This window comes from Buttiauxella selenatireducens (assembly GCF_031432975.1).
GTDB classification, from domain to species: Bacteria; Pseudomonadota; Gammaproteobacteria; order Enterobacterales; family Enterobacteriaceae; genus Buttiauxella; species Buttiauxella selenatireducens.
Genome location: NZ_CP133838.1, coordinates 3,457,142 through 3,476,049 on the forward strand (window position 1 = coordinate 3,457,142; position 18,908 = coordinate 3,476,049).

Below are 18,908 nucleotides of genomic sequence, written 5' to 3' on the forward strand. Positions count from 1 at the left end.
GACAAAAGATATTTGAATAAGCTCGAAAAACTTATCGCAGTAAATGTGTCACGGACTGCCGACCGAGCTATTAATTCTTTCCGACTTTCCTTTCCAGTGGAAAAACGTATTTCTGGATTTATCCTTTCCTTGGCTTGAAGTGCGAAGTTTTGAATTGTGGCGGGTAAAAACACGACAACCCGCTTGTTTGTGCGGATAATAAGTAGCCATGTTACATATAGCAATAAAAATACAAATTTTAGTTTTTAGAAACGTTGGATTTATTGATAAAAACCAGAACGCATCACACCGAAACACAGCTTAAGCATCTGATATCACATCATTAAAAAAATGACCAAAGAGAGTTATTTATTTTTTAGAAATGTTTATTACATTATTCCAAAGTAACAATCGAAATAAAATACTTTCGTTTTGACTACCAATTATACTTAAAAGTATAAATTCAATGCATTTATAAATAGGAATGCTCTGCTTTATACGTGAAAACCCTCTCCTCTATCAGCCTGATATTAAAATACAAAACCTTTAAATTTTCGCGCTTTCTAAAAATTAGAATTTTGTATTTCATTGTAATTTATTCACTTCGAAACTAGATTGCCGACACTATCTGGTGACACAAGGCACCTTACCGGGAAATCCACACCAGAGTCGTGATAGAAATAAACACCATCACTCGTGCAATAGCGGATAAAAGATATTCCTGGTGATTTCTATTTTTTACTGGTGTTTATTTTAAAAACTAAAATACGCTGAATGAGAATTAATCCATGTCATCGCTGACATTTTTCAGCCTTTTAAATTACGCCAACCAACGCATCAATAGAAGTTACACCTGCGTTGAATTTTGTTTATAAAAAAAATTAAGCTAATGCGAGTTCGATTATGAAGATAGATTTTAACTCTTTGGTCATACTTAACGCAGTGGTTGAAAGCGGTAGCGTTTCTGTTGCTGCACAACGGCTGTCCATTTCACCGTCATCCGTTACCTATGCCATAAATAAGTTACGTCGCGTAACGGATAACCCAATTTTTACGCGTTCTAAAACGGGCGTTAAACCGACCACCCTCGCCCACGAACTTAATACGCGTTATAAAAAAACGGTTCACATGATCAACGAAGGGTTAGGGATTGATAGTGAAGACAATCAATCTGATGTGTCAAAAACTATCACGATCAGCACCTATACTTACGTTGAACTGTGGATTTCGCAGATGACGCTCAAAAAAGAAAGCATTATTAATAATGGCATTCTTAATTTTCTGACGCATCCGAGTACCAATGACGAACGCCTGATGAAGTTACGTAATCGGGAAGTGGATATTGATATTGGCGCGCAGCTTCCAAACGATCCGTCGATTGTTTCGTACCGGTTGTTCAGCTCTGCCTTCAAAGTGATGGTCAGTAAAAATCACTCCACCATTAAAGATTCATTGAGCATTAAAGACTGGTCTGCCAACAAGCACGTCACCTGGAACCGGATTAACAGCGAGACGTCTTCGATGATGGGCGATGCTCAGATCATCGAGGAAATGCTGGATCGCGAAACTCACATCACTTCAGACTCTTCTCTGAATATGATGATGATGTGCGCCCACAGTGACTCACTGATGTTGATTCCCGAGTATTTCTGTTGCTGCATTGACGAAATATTGCCGGTTAAATTCTTCGATATTCCGTTCCCAAACAGTATGGAATCGTCACTGTATGTCCATGCGCATACCACTTCGCTGAAAGATTCCGTGGTGGAAGGCTTCCTGAATGTTATTCGGCACTACAACTGTTAAGCCATGTGCAGGTCAGCGTCTTTTTCGTATGACGACTAGCAAAAGTTGCCGTTGTTAGAGCCTCGACGTAAGACGTCGAGGCTTTTTTAGTTTAAGCGAATGTTTATACAGCAGAATATCGACTGGTGAATTCGGGCTTTCTGTATATAGTCAATACAGAGACATTATATAAACTCAGCAGGTAAGCCATGAAAAGTGAAAAGATTGAGCTGAAGTCGTTAGGGATCCTTAATGCTGTACTGGAGACAAAAAGCGTTACGGCCGCCGCCGAATTGCTCTCTCTTTCGCCCTCCTCGGTGACTTATGCGATAAATAAACTTCGCGATGTGACTGCCAACCCCATTTTTACCCGCTCCAAAGGTGGAGTCGTTCCCACCACGCTTGCTCTGGATCTGAATGCGCGCTATCTGAAAGCGATGTCGCTGATCAATGGAGGCCTGGAGGTTGGTCATTTTAGTGAAAGCGAAATGGGGTTTAGCAAAGAGATCAGTATAAGTACTTATACGTTTATCGAGTTTTGGCTTTCGATGACCTCTCTGAATAGCGGTATGCTTGAAAGAGACGGCGTTGCACTTAAATTTTCTACACATCCTCTCTCGTCAGAAGAGAGGATCAATAAGTTACGTAGCCGGGAAGTGGATATTGATATTGGTTCTGAGCTACCAAGAGATAAATCCATCACCTCCTATAAATTATTTACGACGAATACCCAGGCTATGGTGAGTAATCGCCACCCAGCTATTAAGAACAGACTGACCCTTGAAGACTGGCATAATTATAAACATTTGGTCTGGTTCAGAGACGACTACGGCAAAACGACTTTGTTAGGTGATGCGGTGACTCTCAATGAACTCAGGGAACGCCGGGCCGTACTGGTTACCAGCGCATCATCTCTTAATATGATGATGCTGTGTGCACAAACGGATAATATTATGCTGACCCCGCGGTTATTTACGCCTTTCCTGCAATCAATCCTTCCCGTCAATATCTTTGATTTGCCCTTCGATGTGGATATCAGCGTTGATGTCTACCTGCACTTTCATAATCAATCACTCAGCGATCAATATATCAGTAAATTATTGAAAGAAATTAACAAACTGGTAGGCAAGTAGCCTACCAGGCACAGCAACAATAAGCATTAACTTCAATCACTTAACAGTGGGTTTTAGAGCATTCTAAAAATCGAAATTTTCGTTTCTAATTGCAGCCATCGATTATTTACTCCCCCTACGTTATTATCTTCCCATCGACAAACATGACGTCGACAATCAAAAAGAAATTAATCATCAATTTTAATTTCTTTATCTTCAAACATCATTTTTAATTACCTGTGAGTTTTTATGAACCATTTTACTAAAGTAGCAACTTTGACCTCTTTGTTAGTCGCTGGCGCATTTGGTGCAGCATCTACCGCATCAGCTAATACCGGTATTATTAAATTTTCCGGCGCTATTTCTGCGGCAACCTGTGATATGAACGTTTCCGTAAACGGTATTGTCTCCCCAACGGGTGTTGTTGATTTAGGCGTGCATAAAGCAAGTGATGTTACAGCCGTGGGTACCTTCGGTACGGCAGTCGACCTGGCGCTGACTCCAGACGAAGCGACTTGCGATATTTCTCCAGCGGGTGAAGATGCCCTGGTACAGATTTCTGCCGCACAAACTGATGCCACCAACACTAGTGTTGTGACCTCTGCTGAAACCACAACCACCAATGCTGGCGTGCTGTTCCAGTTGGCAAGTGGCGGTAATGTGGTCAACAACGGCAGCGTTTCTCTGACCTCTGGTTCTGCCGATCTCGACGCCGCAGGCGCTATTCACTTCACCGCACAGCCTTATGCCATCGCGGCAAGCGTAAACCCAGGCATCATTGGTGGTTCTGTTTCTTACACCGTTGCCTACCTCTAAGTATTCTATTAAATAAAATATCTCACCCATTTAATTAATAGATTCGTCGCAAATTTTCAGGCCAGCCTGCTGGCCTGCGTACAACTCTGTCCTTAATTGGGTGACCTTTTAATTTTATTTATAGGTATTAAGAATGCGTTATATTTCCTTCACACTCTTTGGTACTTCATTATTAATTACCTTGACTCCGGCTTTTGCCAGTGAAGGGGACGATTTTAATACTGATTTTATTGTAGGGAAATATAACCAAACTGCTATTAGCAAGGCACTTGATGAAGGTTTAAATCAAAGTGCTATTTATGCTGTCGACGTAAATGGACAATTTGTCGGTAATTTTTATTTTAGCCGAAAAATGCAAGACCTGGTTTTTACCAAGGACTTTCTGGAGACGCTTGCTCCATTAGTCAAAAAAGAGCGGCTCGAAGAATTACAAAAAAATCTCTCTTTAGACGCGACTTCTGAAGATTACAAGTTTCAGGAGAATACCAGCGAATCATCTTTGGCTATCTGGTTTAACGACCAGGATATGGTGCGTGCCGACAGCAGCAATATGGAACTTGCCCAATCCATCAATGCCGCGATGATGAGCTACAACATGAGCAGCAGTTATTATCGCAATCGCAAAACCGGCGAGTCGCAAACCACATTGCCTTTCAGCAGCCATCTGCAATTGGGAATGTACGACTTTCCAATTAACCTTGATCTCTCAAGTTCGGACGTACTTAAAGAGGGAGTCAGCGTTGATAACCTGAGCGTCTCTCACCTGTTGCCGTCAATTAACAGTGAAGTCACTGCCGGACAAACTTACACCAGCAGCCGCTATGGTGAAGGTTTCAGTTTCATTGGTGCTCAATTAAATCATGTCAATGAACTCTTAAGCCGCCGTGAACGCCTTTACACGCCAAGCATCACGGGGTTTGCCAACAGCAACGCCACAGTAGAGGTTTATCAGGAGCAGCGCCTGCTTTACACCAAAACGGTCGCAGCTGGTAAGTTTGTGATTGATGAAGTTCAGGGGTTATCTAACCAGACATTGCGCGTGGTCGTTAAAGAATCTAATGGCTCAGAACACACTTTCTATTATGAGAATACGATTGTTCCCGGTCTGTTAACCCCCGGAATTAATGATTATGAAGTTAGCTCGGGTCGCTATCGTTTTAACGATAACAGCATGGGTGATAATTTCGTTTCAGGTGAATATTCTCATGGTTTTGCGTACTGGACGCCGACTATCAGCAGCATTGTTTCGACCGATTATAAAAATATTACTTTGGGTGCGGCAGTCCCGTTGCAGCATATTGGTGCTGTCGGTCTGGCCGTAGCCAACTCTAAATTTAAACATAATGATAAAGAAGATACCGGCCAGAGCTACAGCATCAACTATGCAAAATATATGACCAATGGGGTAAACATCCAATTGGCAGGTTACCGATATTCAACGAGGGATTACTACACCTTCAACGAAGCGATGGAAGCCAAGCGTAGCGATAGCCAGAATCACAGTTCAGTGCGTAATCGTTTTACGGCGACCGTGATGGCGCAGGAACCTATTTTTGATAACCAGATTTCAGTTAACTTTTTACGTGACAGTTATTGGGCGAATAAAGGAAAGCGTAATACTTATTCCGTGAACTATGGCGGCTATACCCATGGCGTCAGCTACAACGTCTCTTTGTCTAAATCATATACTGATGACTATAAGCCTGATACGAGTCTTGCGCTGTCGATTGATATTCCATTCGGAAACAACGGTAAAAGTGTTTATACCCGTTATAACCAGAACAATAACAGCAATAACACCGAAGTGGGGATGAACAGCTATGACGCTGATTCAAGTTATAGCGTTGCGGCCTCGCACGATAGCGGATCACATGAAAACACGTTGTCCGGTAGTTACAGTAAACATACCGACCGCATTAATTCGCAGATCAGTTCCAGCGTAGGGACCAGCTCAATGTATGCCTCGGGTTCAGTCAGCGGCACAGTCGCGTTTGCCGACGGGCATTTTGTCACCAGCAGCAGCCAGTCCTCAACCATGGCGTTAGTCAAAATGGACGGGGTAGAAGGTGCGATGGTGAATGGTATTCAGACCCAGAGCAACGGTTACGCGCTGGTTCCTCTTAATGACAGCTTCGATGCACAGGATGTTTCGGTGGATACCTCATCGTTGCAGAACAATATTATGCTCGATAAGTCACAAATTAAAATCAGACCAAAGCGTGGCAGCGTGGTGAAAATGGATTTCTCAGCGAAACGCGTGAAATACGTGCGTGCCGTTTTGCTTGATCCGCAAGGTAAAGAGATGGGCTTTGGCTCTCAAATTTCAACGGATGATGGTCAGGAATATTACTTAGGAAATGGTGGCGGTTTGTTATTACAGCTGGCCATTAAGTCCCAGAAAGAATTGAAAAAAATGGTTTTCACAAGCAGCGATACTGGCTGTAGCTATACTCTTCCTGTAGGCGTTTTGAAAAAGAACTTCCAGGAAGACTTTATTAATGCCGGAGAATTAACATGTTCAAAAAATTAATCCCAGCAGGCGTAAGTCTGGCACTGTTATTGGGTATGAATTACGCAAATGCGGCCCTGTCGCTCAGTAATACTCGCGTGATTATTGATGGTCAATCCTCGAATTCTGTCGAAGTGATTAACGGTTCCAGCAGCCGTTACGGCGTACAGTCCTGGGTTGAAGACAGCGCAGGGAAAAACCCTGGCCGCGCACTGGTCGTCACCCCTGAGTTTCAGGCTCTGGGAGGCAAACAAAAAGCGGTGTTGCGTCTGCTCTCGTTTGCACCGGACAAAAATCAGGAACAGCTGTTTTTCCTGAATGTGCAGGAGATCCCGCCAAAAGGGCCCGATACCGGTCGCAATCAGCTTTCACTGGCGGTGAGGACAAAAATCAAAGTGCTGGTGCGCCCGGTCGCATTAAAAGAAGCGCGTAAGCAGGCTGAAGAAAAGATTGAGATATCAAAAACGTCCGGCGGATTGCGTTTCAAGAACCCGACGCCTTACTACTTTGCGATTTCTAAAGTTTCCGTGGGTGGAAAAGATTATACCCGGACCGCGCTGGGGACTTTCGCCCCCTTCAGTACGGTAGAACTCAAAGTCAGCAACAATAATGCGACGTCAGCAACGCTGAGTTATCTGGATGACTACGGTGCCGTGAGTAAAACGTCAAAAAAAATAAACTAACGTAGATTGTTTTGCGATGTAAGGATTTCACTGGCATGAGAATGAATTAATGAAAAAAATTATCGCACTATTAGTGATTGTGCTGGGCTATGCGACAAATGGATTTGCCGCAGCAGATAAGGTTTGCTATCCCTCATCTGGCACACCGGGCAAGCAGAACTTTACCATTGCCAAAACGCTGACTAAAGAAGAAAACATGGCGAATGCCGTTTTAGTAGATAAAGAAAGTACCACCAGTTCCGGTAGTGTTAGCTTCACGTGTGACTGTACCAGCCCAAATACAAGTGTTTCTCACTGGTGGTCCACTCAGGGTATGTTCCCTTATACCTCTTCTAATGGCTACTCCTGGCAGCAATTAAGCCCCTTCCTGGCCGCAAGCGTTGAGTTATATATTTATAATTCCGGTGGCAATAATATGCACGCCGTACCGTTTACCGGTATCAGCAATAAAGTATCTGAAAAATGTGGTATGAGCGGGTCTGCAGCCTCTGGTAGCAGAGGGACGGTATCTATAAAAATTATTAAACCTGCCGTTGGACAAATCAACTTCAACGGTACGGTGGCAAAAATGTGGCACTACAGGAAGGCGAATTACATCAACCCAGCCGACCCCGTCGAGATGATGGTTAATCTCAACCTTAATATCACCGTACCGGAAGGTTGTACTTTACTGGCAGGAAGTACGCTGAATATCGATCTGGGAAGCCAAACCCGGCAAACACAATTCGTTGGTCAGCCTTACCCCGAGCCGCCAACATCCTACACACCCCGTGCCGTTAATCTGCAATTTGACTGTGATTTTGCCAACGCAGCGCTTGATGTTGTGTTGTCTGGAAACGCAGACGATCAGGGCCAGGGTTTTGCAACATCAAGCCCGGATGTCTCCGTTATTGTGACAGACAGTAATGGCTCAATTATTCCTCCCAATACCGAGGCTGGCAAAGTTAATGTAGGACTTTCAACCATAACCGATACGCTGAAGTTAAAGGCTTATCCAACCAATTCAGGCTCAGAAGTCGCCCCGAATGCTGCACCGTATACGGCGACTGCAACAATCTTGTTAACTTATGAATAATTTTTTTAAAATAAAAAATTGTACTTCATTGTTAAATAAGAGATCTGCATGAAATTACAAACATTAAAAAATACATTTTAAATGCTTATTATTGGCAGTAAATATAAAATCATTCATTAATTGCTATTTAACCTTCAGCCCTCCCCTTGCTGTTGCTATGGGCATTGATATTCCAGGAAGCATGTAATGATTGATGTTATTATTTACAGTAAGAACCATTATGTGGGGTTAGGCCTGACTTCATTATTTAAGTCCTACAGGCAGACGTATGATTTGTCGGTATACCAATGCCAGTCCTATTTGTCAGCATTGAGGCAGGTAAAAAAAGCCAAGCTCATTTTTTATGATGAGCATGAAGGTGCAGAACAGACCAAAAAACAAATTTACCTCATAAAAAAACTAAACCCTGACATTAAAGTATTTTCCTTGGCTAGTGGCAGAGAATACAACTTTAAAAACTTAACTCGCACTTACATTGATAAGAAACACACTTTCATATTCTCCCCGCTTGAGAGAATAATAAAAGAAATCCAATGCATTAAGTGGAACGTACCGGCACTGGACAGAGAGATCGATTACTCTGACAAAACACAGATAAACATCAGCACCTTGCCAAGGCTAACCGAGCGGGAGTCCATCATACTCAGTCTCATTATGAAGGGAAAATGCAATGCAAGAATATCGTCACTGCTTGATATTGCACCCAAGACCACCAGCGGTCATCGACGGAGTCTCTTCAGGAAAATTAAAGTTCGTGGTTTAGTCGAATTGTATGACTACATGCACTAGAGTCTATTATTCTCGCCATTGACAAAAAGATATCCGGAAATAATTTTCCGGATTTTTTTTGCCTTCATCTATCTCTATAGCTATTTTCACTTCATGTTAGCACGGTGTATTTTAGACAAAAAAAAAGCATAACTGCTGTTACAGGCAGTTATGCTTCTAAAGTGCTTTACTTTATAATATTAATTATAAAGATCCGCTGTGCCGTATGCTTCAGTATGGGTATTCAAAGAAGTAATAACGAAGTATTTTGCCCCCATTTCTGTTGCAGCACGCGCGAATTTAGCATCCAGATCATCGCTGGTGGATGCACTACCGCTGATGGTGCCAACTTTTTTATGCCCCATCATATCTTCTTTAGCTTTCTTCAATGCAACTTTGGTGATTTCTTTAGCCTGAGCTGGAGCCATTTCTGAGGTCGTCGCAGCAAACGCTGAGAAAGAACCTGCTGCCATGAATAAAGCGGTTGCCACTGCAATTCTTTTCATTATAACTGTCCCTATTTATTTTATTGATAATAAAAATACAGAATCAATAGCGATTACTTAGCCATATCATCTTTTTTCATGCCGTCTTTAGACATGTGACCCATTTCGTCTTTTTTCATGCCGTCTTTAGACATGTGGCCCATTTCGTCTTTTTTCATGCCGTCTTTAGACATGTGGCTCATTTCGTCTTTTTTCATTTCATCTTTAGACATATGGCCCATTGCCTCTTTCTTTGACATCTGGCCCATTTCGTCTTTTTTCATCGCATCTTCAGCATGAACGGTGGTGACACCAAATACCAAAGCGCTTGCCATCATAATTGCAGAGATGTTTTTCATAAGAGCACCTTTCGATTAATTGAACACACATGTAAATAATAAATTAACTTCCACCAAACCAGTTATATCCCTGGTCCTCCCAATATCCGCCTGGATATTGGTTCGTTACTTCAATCACTTTAATATGCTTAGGGTTTTTATAACCTAGCTTTGTTGGCATCCTTAATTTCATAGGGAAGCCATATTTTCGCGGTAAAATCTGACCATCATAGGTTAATGCCAACAACGTTTGTGGGTGCAACGCTGTTGCCATATCAATACTGGTATAATAATCATCTTCACATTTGAAGCTGACATACTTAGCCGTCAAATCGGCACCAATTATTTTAAGGAAGTCCGCAAAAGGAATCCCTCCCCATTTACCAATGGCACTCCAGCCTTCAACGCAGATGTGTCGGGTAATTTGGCTCACGCTGCTCATTTTATGCAACATCGGCAGTGTCCAGCTGCGTTTATCCGACACCAGTCCAGCAATGTCTAATTCGTAATTATTTGGGTCAATTACCGGTGCGTCATCTTCACCATAATAAGCATTAAAAGGAAACGGTCGGGTCATTTGCGATTCTGTGTAAACCGGTGCAAGTCGCTGCCCGTCAAACAGCCAGGCCTGAACACGATCGTTAAAACCTGACATTGTCGTCAACGCTTTATCCACGCTGCTATTGTCACTGATATCGCATCCGGTAAGCATAACAATGCCACCAAGCGTTAAGCCTTGTTTCAGGAACAAGCGTCTCTTTTCGCCATCTAATTTTTTGGCAATAATATTGTTCGCTTCGTTAATAAAAGCCCTGGTGTCAAGTGCAGAATTAATACTCTTCTTTTTTTCGCTCATGTTTTTATCTCAGCGGCCACGTAGCATGGTTAACAGTGTTTTAGGCACCAGCATGACCATAATTAAATGGATAACAACGAAGCCGACCATTGCCGACATAGCAAAGAAATGAACATATCTTGCGGCATCAAAGCCACCCATTAACGTATTCAGTAACGGGAATTGAACCGATTTCCATACCACCAGACCGGAAACCACTAATAACACGCCATCACACATCACAAACAAATAAGCCAGTTTCTGAACCATGTTGTATTTGCTTAGATCGGCATGAGCGAGTTTTCCGCGAAGTGCATCTTTAAAATCAGCAAAGATGCCTTGAATAGTTAACGGGAAAAACTTCCTCTTCAGGCGGCCACTGAATATATTGATCAACAGGTAAACGACGCCATTAATACCGAATAGCCACATACCCGCAAAATGCCATTGAATTGCGCCGCCTAACCACCCGCCCAACGTTAAGTTATCAGGGAACATGGCATCAAACAGCGGCGAGGCGTTATAAATGCGCCATCCACTGGTCACCATAATGAGCATTGCCAGGACATTAACCCAGTGGCATAGCCGTAACCAAACACTATGAATTGTTGCGCTTTTCATCAATAACCACACACAATTGTGTTTAATAGAATCAAGCTATAATAATTGCCAAATAAATAAATCATACCAAAATGGTACTTTTAAATTTTAAAATCTACGTGCGCAAAACTGCTTATTTTAATTTTCAGAAAATGCTCTTTCAGAGCTATTTATCACCAGCAGCTTACTATCTGGTTATTCATTAAATTCGTGTAACTCCTCATTTGTTCCGGAGTTAACCACAAGCGTTAAAAACCAGAGGTCGTAAGCATGAACATGACGAAAAAAGCCTGTGGACAAACCCAGTGTGCCTTAGCGTCTTCCTTCCCGCATATCGTCAAGTGTGAGCGGCTGAAGAATACACTTCTCGAAAAAGAGGAAACTGACCCTAACGGTTTTAATGCTTGCGGTGAAGCAAGCCCTAAATATGTTGCGATAACCATGTTTAATCGCGCACTCGCCCTGGCCCACACAGGCTATGCAAACGATGCCCTCACCTGCTATAGCGCGCTGGTGACGAGTTTTAGCGGCGACGAGGAAGGCACACAGGAAATTATTGCTGGTGCAAAACACAACCATAAAGTTTTAGAGAAGCTGATCGTTCGTTTCCCATAATCTTTGTCATCCCCCCCATGCCTGAGAGCATGAGTGCCGCAAAAATGCGCTCTGCTCAACATCGTTCTGCTGCCCCCATACGGACTTTAATCAGTTGCTGGATAAATGAACTCTCCGAAGAAAAGTGATGACGAGATTAAGGAATCTGCCGTATAAATCCCGGAAAAGCTTCCATATCAATGACATTATCCAGTGACAGTCCAACGAACCAGGCAACTCATATGAAATCAATCACCCTCAATGACATGCAAAAACAGAGCGAAGCCGCAGCAAGCTCTCCACGCCTGCGCGCGCACCGAAACTTTCACCCTGAATTAAGCGATCCCGTACAGCGACTGGCTGTTGCCATGGAACCGGGGACTTACGTTCGACCGCATCGCCACCCACACACTTTTGAGCTGTTATTTGCACTCCGTGGGCGCTTCCTGGTGTTGAATTTTGATGACAACGGGACGGTGACTCATCGCGTGGTGTTGGGCGAAGAATGCAAAGCGCTGGAGATGGATGCCGGCACCTGGCATACGGTTCTGTCTTTGGATCATGGAGGCGTGATTTTTGAAGTGAAGCAAGGTGGCTATCAACCCGTTGCAGAACAAGACTATGTCTCCTGGGCACCCGCCGAGGGTGAAAAAGGAACAACTGAGATGATGAAGTGGTACGCGCTGGCACAGGTTGGTGACGGAGGTTTTACTTTGTAAGACTGGCTGTGCATTCATGTAGGTGTCGCGTGTTACGCTCATTCCACGTGACTCAATGTGTACCCACAGCAGGTTGTATGAAACGCAGATTACCTTTTCAGGTGAAACTCTTTTTATCTTTGGTGGGGTTTTCCTGCCTGCTGTTAGCCCTGTTGGGGGCGATCTTGTTTCATGTTCTTGACCGCCAACTTCATCGAGATCTAGGCCAGCGCGCACGGGTTCAGGCCACTCAGATTGCATTGATGCCGGGGCTTGCTGAGAAAGTCGCCGCCAGGGATGTGTCAGGGATTGCACATTTGATTCAACCCCTGCGCAATCAAAGTGATGCCAGTTATATCGTGATTGGCGACGTGCGTGAACAGCATCTCTATCACTCCGAATCACCGGAGCGGCTACATCTGCCGATGATTGGCGGTGATAACGCAGAGGTTTTGCAGGGGAAAACCATTATCTCCATGCGTAAGGGGGGAATCGGTGTTTCATTGCGCAGCAAAGCCCCTATTCTCGATGCCAACAATCAGGTCATTGGCATTGTTTCGGTCGGCTACCTCACCTCCTATATCGCCAATATTAATGCTCGTCTGCTCTGGCAAGCCGGTTTATATGGCCTGTTGCTTTTAATACTGCTGTTTATTTTTTCGTGGATGTTTACCCGCAACGTCAAAAGGCAGATGTTTTGGCTTGAGCCAAAAGAGATCGCATTGCTGGTGCTACAACAAAAAGCGCTGCTGGAAGCGATGTATGAAGGGATATTTGCGGTTAACGCCGAGAAACAGCTGATCTTAATTAACCGTGCCGCACGGGAATTACTGGATATTCGCCAGCCCGAAAATGAACTCATTGGCAAACCCATTGAGCAAATCGTGCAAACCCCGCTGACTTTTTTTGACCCAACGAGTGTGGTAGATAACCGCAGCCTCCACGATCAAATCACGGTATTGAATCAACGCGAAGTGATCGTCAACCGCGTGCCTATTGAAGTGGAACCCGGCGCTGAAAGGGGTTGGGTCTTTAGCTTTCGCGACAAAAATGACATCAACACCTTGAGCAGCCAGTTGAGCCAGGTGAAACGCTATGCCGACAACCTGCGTATCATGCGCCATGAGCAACTGAACTGGACCGCGACACTGGCCGGTCTGCTACAAATGCAGCGTTATGACGATGCGATGCGCTACATTCAGGCGCAATCCGAAGGCGCACAGGCGGTGCTGGATTTTGTCTCCACGCGCATCACTTCCCCATGTTTGTGCGGCCTGTTATTGGGAAAATTCGTCAGCGCGCGGGAAAAAGGCATTGAGCTGGCGTTCGATCCAGCCTGCCAGCTCACCCGCATTCCCACTGGTATCAGCGAAACGGCACTGATGTCAGTGATTGGCAATTTGCTGGATAACGCGGTCGACGCCACGCTAAAAGCCCACAATAGTGCAGCGCCTGTAGAGCTTTATATTTCGGACAGAAATCAGGAATTGTTGATTGAAGTCGCCGATCAGGGTGTCGGAATTGAGGATGCATTAAAACCCCATATCTTTGAGCAAGGGGTGTCGAGCAAACCTTCAGACGTGCATGAGATGGCAGGCTCGGATCATGGCATCGGCCTGTATCTGGCTGCGGGATATATCAATCAGGCCGGCGGCAGTATCGAAGTCACAGACAATTCGCCACAAGGTACGATATTTTCTGTTTTTATTCCGTTCCCCGGGAGCGTTTCAACAGGACAACACCATGAGTAAAAGCAGCGCGTTCGATGTCGTCATCGTGGAAGATGAACCCTATCTCGCCAGTTTGCATCGTGACTTTATCGAGCAAAATTTCAAACTGCGCGTGGTGGGGATTGCCGCAACGCTTGAACAGGCTCGTGCGCTACTGGAATTACATCAACCTCCGTTGGTGTTGCTCGACAACTTTTTACCCGACGGACAAGGCGTGGAGTTAATTGATAGCCCCTTGCTGAAAAGCTTCGATTGCTCCGTGATTTTCATTACAGCCGCAAGCGACATGCAAACGTGCAGCCAGGCCATGCGCAGCGGCGCGTTTGACTACATCATAAAGCCCGTCTCTTTCCACCGTCTGCGCAGTTCGCTTGAACGGTTTATGCAACTGGTAGAAACAAAGCGCCATGTGAAGGTTGTGGATCAAACAGCGTTGGACCGGCTTTTTAATCTTCCGGCTATTAATATCCCGTCAGCCTCGTCAACCAAAGGGATTGAACCCAATACGCTTGAGCGAGTACAGGCTGTTTTTACCCATAAGCCTGATATCTCCTGGTCCGTAGAGCAGGTCGTGCAAGAGGTGGGGATCAGCAAAACGACCGGTCGCCGCTATCTGGAGTATTGCGTCGAAATGGGGTTTATCGTGGTGGAGATGCAGTATGGCAATATCGGCCATCCGCGACGGCTTTACCGCAAAAAAATCGGGGCATAAAAGCCCCCTTTTGTGGTCTGATTGAAACCACTTTCCGTGGTGTTAATGGTGTTAATTGCCTGGAAAAAGCCCCGAATCACAATTCAGAAAGATATAAAAATCCCCCCATTGCCTGAAAGATGGCTTGCGTTATGTTTACCTTTAGTTTCTCAAATGTAACTAGAAGGTTAAAAATAATGTCGAATAAATTACGCATCTCTCTGATTACTGCCGCTGTCCTTATGTCTTCATCTGCAATGTCTGCTTTACCGCAAGGCTACCCGGCCGACTATCAAAAAATCGTCGATGCTGCGACCAAAGAAGGGAAAGTGGTTATCTATTCCACGACCGACACAAAAGCCGCAGGCCCGCTTATTCAAGGGTTTGAAGCGGCTTATCCGGGAATAAAAGTTGAATATAACGACATGAACAGTACCGAACTGTACAACCGTTATATCAGCGAACAAGCCGCGAGTGGCAACAGTGGCGACGTGGTCTGGAGCTCTTCAATGGACACCGCGCTGAAACTGGCGGTGGACTATGCGCAAGAATATAAATCCCCTGAGCAGAGCCAGTTGCCAAAATGGGCAATGTGGAAGGATAAAGCCTACGGTACCACCTACGAACCGGTGGTGTTTATCTATAACAAACGTTTGATCCCGGCAGGCGAAGTGCCTGATTCCCATAGCGCACTGGCGAAGCTGATTGCCAGCCAGACCGACAAGTTCAGCAAAAAAGTCACCACCTACGATATCGAGAAATCGGGCCTGGGCTTTATGCTTTCCGTTCAGGACTCCAAAGCCGATCCTAACTATTTCAAAACCCTGGCTGACGTCGCCAAAGGTGGGTTAGCGGTGCAGTCTTCTACCGGCACCATGATGGAACGCGTGTCATCCGGCGAAAACCTGATTGGTTTTAACATCCTTGGCTCATACGCTGAAGCCCGCGCGAAAACCGATCCTTCACTCGGCATCTCTTATCCAAAGGATTACACCCTGGTGTTGTCACGCGTGTCGTTCATCAGCCAGCAAGCGCAAAACGGCAACGCTGCGAAACTGTGGCTGGACTATGTGCTGTCTGAAAAAGGGCAGAGTATTCTGGCAAATCAGGCTGATATCCCGTCCATCCGCAACGATATCGAAGGCAAAAACGATATTGATGGCATGACCAAAATGTTAGGCAGTGCGCTCAAACCTATCCCGGTCGATGAAAGCCTGCTTGAGTATCTGCAACCTAAAAAGCGTCTCGATTACATCAAGCAGTGGCGTGAAGCGGCTCAAAAATAATTTACCCGTCATCCTTCAAGCTGCGAGTGCGTTGACCGCACTCGCTCACCCGAACCACTTACCTGTGGATTCCTAACCGAAGGGAAGTTGTATGAGTCCATTACTCAGAAAGTGGCAGAGCCTGCCGCGCGGTGTTGTGGTGTTGATAACCGCGCTCGTTATCTACATTCCACTCTCGTTCATCGTTATCCAAAGTTTTCTTTCCGCGCCATTCTTTGCGCCGTCAAAAGAGTGGAGCCTCGAATCCTTCGGGTTTATTTTTACCGATCCTGATTTCTTCAAAGCGCTGAAAAGTGGTTTTATTCTGGCATTCGGACTGGTGATTATTGCCATTCCGCTTGGTGGAATTCTGGCGTTTCTGATGGTGCGCACCGATTTACCCGGCCGACGTTTGATTGAGCCGCTGATCCTGGTGCCCATTTTTGTCTCACCAATGGTGCTGGGGTTTGGCTATGTGGTCGCCGCAGGTCCAGTAGGTTTCTTCTCGCTGTGGGCGCAGTCGGTTCTCGGTTTCGTGCCATGGAACATCTACGACATGTCGAGCATCGTGGTTATCGCGGGCCTGACACACGTTCCGCACGCCTATCTTTACATCTCTTCTGCACTGCGCAGCGTGGGTTCCGATGTTGAAGAAGCGGCGCGTATCGCCGGGGCATCGCCGTTACAGGTCATGACGGCAGTCAGTTTGCCCATGGTGCGCCCGTCGATTCTCTATGCTTCGGTTTTGCTGTTCTTCCTCGGTCTGGAAGTGTTCGGGCTGATGCTGGTGCTCGGTGATCCTGAAGGCAACATGGTGCTGGCGACTTATTTGTATCAGTTGACCAATAAGCTCGGCACGCCGTCATATCACTTGATGGCTGCGGTTGCCGTTGTGCTGATTTGCATCACTATTCCGCTTGTAATGTTACAACGTCGCCTGATGCGTACCGCCAACCGCTTCGTCACGGTCAAAGGTAAAGCGTCGCAGGCGCGTGCATTGCCGCTGGGGAAATGGCGCTGGGTGGCGGGTGCGGTGGTCGCATTCTGGCTGACGGTGACCATTGGCGTTCCATTGATGGGTGTCGTGCTGCGTGCTTTTATCTCCAACTGGGGCGTTGGGGTTTCCCTTTGGGATGAGCTGTCGCTCAACACGTTCCGCAATATCTGGGAACAACCCAATTTGCTGCGCGCCATCATCAACTCCATGGCGATTGGTGTTATCGGCGGCGCACTCGCCGTGGCCTGTTACCTGTTTATCGGTATCGCCATGCATCGCAAACCTGACAACGTTACGCGTTTTCTGGATTACAGCGTGCTCGTACCCCGCGCGGTTCCTGGGCTGTTGGCTGGTCTGGCATTCTTGTGGGTGTTCCTGTTCTTGCCAATGTGGCTCGATAGCGCGCTTAAATCTGGCTGGCTTTCCGGTATGCCGTGGTCGCAATGGCTGCGGGATAACCTGGTGGTCTGGTTACGTTCACTGCGCAGCACTATTTTCAGCGTCTGGCTGGCGTACACCGTGGTGTGGATGGCGTACGGCTTACGGCTCATCTCTTCAACGCTGCTGCAAGTGGGGCCGGAGCTTGAAGAAGCCGCGCGCAGCACCGGCGCGACTCGCGGGCAAATCACTCGCCACGTCACCATCCCGTTATCGCGTTACGGCCTGATTGGTTCATGGCTGCTGATGTTCCTGATATTCGAACGTGAATATTCAACGGGTGTGTACCTGCTTTCACCGGGAACCGAAACCATCGGTTCGATGCTGGTGTCCCTGTGGGCCGCAGGTGCCATTGATATTGTCGCAGCGCTTTCGTTTATTAACATCCTGCTGGTGGTGGTAGGTCTGGGTATTGCCCTTCGCTTTGGAGTCAAATTACATGATTGAATTATCGGTCGACAATCTTCATTTAACCTACGGCGACAACCCGGTGCTCAAAGGCGTTTCGATGAATTTGAAACGCGGCGAAGTGGTGTCTCTGCTCGGGCCTTCCGGTAGCGGAAAAACCACGTTGCTGCGGGCCGTCGCAGGCCTTGAAAAGCCGACGCAGGGTGCCATTACCATTGGCAATAACAAAGTGTATGACGGCACACCGCGCAGTGAAATTCCTGCCGAGGAACGTAATCTCGGGCTGGTGTTTCAGTCTTACGCGTTATGGCCGCACAAAACCGTGTTTGAGAATGTCGCCTACCCGCTGAAACTGCGCAAAGTGCCGACCGCTGAAATCGCCCAGCGAGTGCAGGCGGTGCTGGATCAACTTGGCCTCGGGCATCTTGGCAAGCGCCATCCGTATCAGCTTTCGGGCGGGCAACAACAGCGCGTGGCGATTGGCCGGGCACTGGTTTACAACCCACCGGTTATCCTGCTTGATGAGCCGCTGTCGAATCTCGATGCTAAGTTACGCGAGGAAGCTCGCGTCTTCCTGCGCGAACTGATTATTAAACTCGGTTTATCGGCGCTGATGGTGACGCACGACCAGAACGAAGCAATGGCGATTTCCGACCGCATTCTGCTGCTTAACAACGGCAAAATAGAGCAACAAGGTACGCCGCAGGAAATGTACGGCTCACCGAAAACCCTGTTTACCGCCGAGTTTATGGGGAGTAACAACCGCTTGCACGGCAAAGTGACTGAGGTTCGCGACGGCAAGGCCCGCATTGAAGGAAAGGGTTGGAGTCTTTGGGGACAGGCAGGCGCAGGCGTACAGGTCAGCCAGGAAGGCACCGCCGTTATCCGTGTGGAGCGTGTGGAACTGGTGGACGGTCCTGGAGAAAATCAACTTGAATTGCCGCTGTTGACCAGCATGTATCTCGGCGACCGCTGGGAATATCTGTTCCGTACTTCAGGCGACGATTTTGTTATCCGGGCTTACGGTCGCGAGGTTCGTGACCCGCAACATTGTCATCTGGCGTTACCAGAGCAACATGTCTGGATTTTCCCAAAAGCCTAA

At 46.3% G+C, this 18,908-nt stretch carries 18 protein-coding genes; 14 read left to right on the top strand and 4 right to left on the bottom strand.

Going from position 1 to position 18,908, the window contains the following annotated elements; genetic code table 11:
• The first annotated feature begins 882 nt into the window (after window positions 1–882).
• From RHD99_RS15975 to RHD99_RS16005, 7 genes are all read left to right on the top strand, one after another.
• Window positions 883–1,785, top strand: coding sequence for a LysR family transcriptional regulator (locus tag RHD99_RS15975; protein ID WP_309875151.1), 903 nt, complete (start codon window positions 883–885; stop codon window positions 1,783–1,785).
• Window positions 1,786–1,973: 188 nt separating this feature from the next.
• Window positions 1,974–2,897 carry a LysR family transcriptional regulator gene (locus RHD99_RS15980; protein WP_309875153.1) on the top strand — a complete coding sequence of 308 codons (924 nt, stop codon included), beginning with the start codon at window positions 1,974–1,976 and terminating at the stop codon, window positions 2,895–2,897.
• A gap of 228 nt (window positions 2,898–3,125) precedes the next feature.
• On the top strand, window positions 3,126–3,692 hold the full coding sequence (locus RHD99_RS15985; RefSeq protein ID WP_183272973.1) for a fimbrial protein: 567 nt from the start codon (window positions 3,126–3,128) through the stop codon (window positions 3,690–3,692).
• 133 nt (window positions 3,693–3,825) lie between these two features.
• On the top strand, window positions 3,826–6,222 hold the full coding sequence (locus RHD99_RS15990) for a fimbria/pilus outer membrane usher protein (RefSeq protein ID WP_309875155.1): 2,397 nt from the start codon (window positions 3,826–3,828) through the stop codon (window positions 6,220–6,222).
• Window positions 6,207–6,884, top strand: coding sequence for a fimbrial biogenesis chaperone (locus RHD99_RS15995; RefSeq protein WP_309875157.1), 678 nt, complete (start codon window positions 6,207–6,209; stop codon window positions 6,882–6,884). Before RHD99_RS15990 ends, RHD99_RS15995 begins: the two co-directional genes overlap by 16 nt.
• A 49-nt stretch (window positions 6,885–6,933) precedes the next feature.
• Window positions 6,934–7,959, top strand: coding sequence for a fimbrial protein (locus RHD99_RS16000; protein WP_309875159.1), 1,026 nt, complete (start codon window positions 6,934–6,936; stop codon window positions 7,957–7,959).
• 186 nt (window positions 7,960–8,145) lie between these two features.
• Entirely contained in the window at window positions 8,146–8,748 is a 603-nt protein-coding gene (locus RHD99_RS16005) for a LuxR C-terminal-related transcriptional regulator (protein WP_309875161.1), read from the top strand.
• Between the two features lie 179 nt (window positions 8,749–8,927).
• On the opposite strand, the gene RHD99_RS16010 is transcribed toward RHD99_RS16005, so the two are convergent.
• Genes RHD99_RS16010 through RHD99_RS16025 form a run of 4 tightly spaced genes read right to left on the bottom strand, consistent with a single transcriptional unit; the run spans window position 8,928 to window position 11,006 of the window.
• Window positions 8,928–9,233, bottom strand: coding sequence for a YdgH/BhsA/McbA family protein (locus RHD99_RS16010; RefSeq protein ID WP_183272978.1), 306 nt, complete (start codon window positions 9,231–9,233; stop codon window positions 8,928–8,930).
• A gap of 53 nt (window positions 9,234–9,286) precedes the next feature.
• A complete protein-coding gene (locus RHD99_RS16015) occupies window positions 9,287–9,571 on the bottom strand; it encodes a hypothetical protein (protein WP_183272979.1) in 285 nt (94 codons plus the stop codon).
• Window positions 9,572–9,614: 43 nt separating this feature from the next.
• On the bottom strand, window positions 9,615–10,406 hold the full coding sequence (locus RHD99_RS16020) for a molybdopterin-dependent oxidoreductase (RefSeq protein WP_309875164.1): 792 nt from the start codon (window positions 10,404–10,406) through the stop codon (window positions 9,615–9,617).
• Between the two features lie 9 nt (window positions 10,407–10,415).
• On the bottom strand, window positions 10,416–11,006 hold the full coding sequence (locus tag RHD99_RS16025) for a cytochrome b/b6 domain-containing protein (protein ID WP_309875166.1): 591 nt from the start codon (window positions 11,004–11,006) through the stop codon (window positions 10,416–10,418).
• A gap of 249 nt (window positions 11,007–11,255) precedes the next feature.
• Between RHD99_RS16025 and RHD99_RS16030 the strand changes: the two genes are divergently transcribed.
• The 7 genes from RHD99_RS16030 to RHD99_RS16060 all read left to right on the top strand — a co-directional run bounded on the left by RHD99_RS16030 (window position 11,256) and on the right by RHD99_RS16060 (window position 18,908).
• Window positions 11,256–11,600: a hypothetical protein gene (locus tag RHD99_RS16030; protein WP_309875168.1), complete on the top strand. Its 345-nt coding sequence runs from the start codon at window positions 11,256–11,258 to the stop codon at window positions 11,598–11,600.
• 221 nt (window positions 11,601–11,821) lie between these two features.
• Complete coding sequence (locus RHD99_RS16035; protein WP_309875170.1) at window positions 11,822–12,298, top strand: WbuC family cupin fold metalloprotein; 477 nt, start codon at window positions 11,822–11,824, stop codon at window positions 12,296–12,298.
• Between the two features lie 77 nt (window positions 12,299–12,375).
• Window positions 12,376–14,028 (top strand): ATP-binding protein, encoded by a 1,653-nt coding sequence (locus RHD99_RS16040; protein WP_309875172.1) that lies wholly within the window; start codon window positions 12,376–12,378, stop codon window positions 14,026–14,028.
• Window positions 14,021–14,719, top strand: coding sequence for a response regulator (locus RHD99_RS16045; protein WP_309875173.1), 699 nt, complete (start codon window positions 14,021–14,023; stop codon window positions 14,717–14,719). Before RHD99_RS16040 ends, RHD99_RS16045 begins: the two co-directional genes overlap by 8 nt.
• Window positions 14,720–14,895: 176 nt before the next feature.
• Complete coding sequence (locus RHD99_RS16050; RefSeq protein WP_309875174.1) at window positions 14,896–15,984, top strand: ABC transporter substrate-binding protein; 1,089 nt, start codon at window positions 14,896–14,898, stop codon at window positions 15,982–15,984.
• Window positions 15,985–16,075: 91 nt separating this feature from the next.
• Window positions 16,076–17,845: an ABC transporter permease gene (locus RHD99_RS16055; RefSeq protein WP_309875176.1), complete on the top strand. Its 1,770-nt coding sequence runs from the start codon at window positions 16,076–16,078 to the stop codon at window positions 17,843–17,845.
• Window positions 17,838–18,908: an ABC transporter ATP-binding protein gene (locus RHD99_RS16060; RefSeq protein ID WP_309875178.1), complete on the top strand. Its 1,071-nt coding sequence runs from the start codon at window positions 17,838–17,840 to the stop codon at window positions 18,906–18,908. Before RHD99_RS16055 ends, RHD99_RS16060 begins: the two co-directional genes overlap by 8 nt.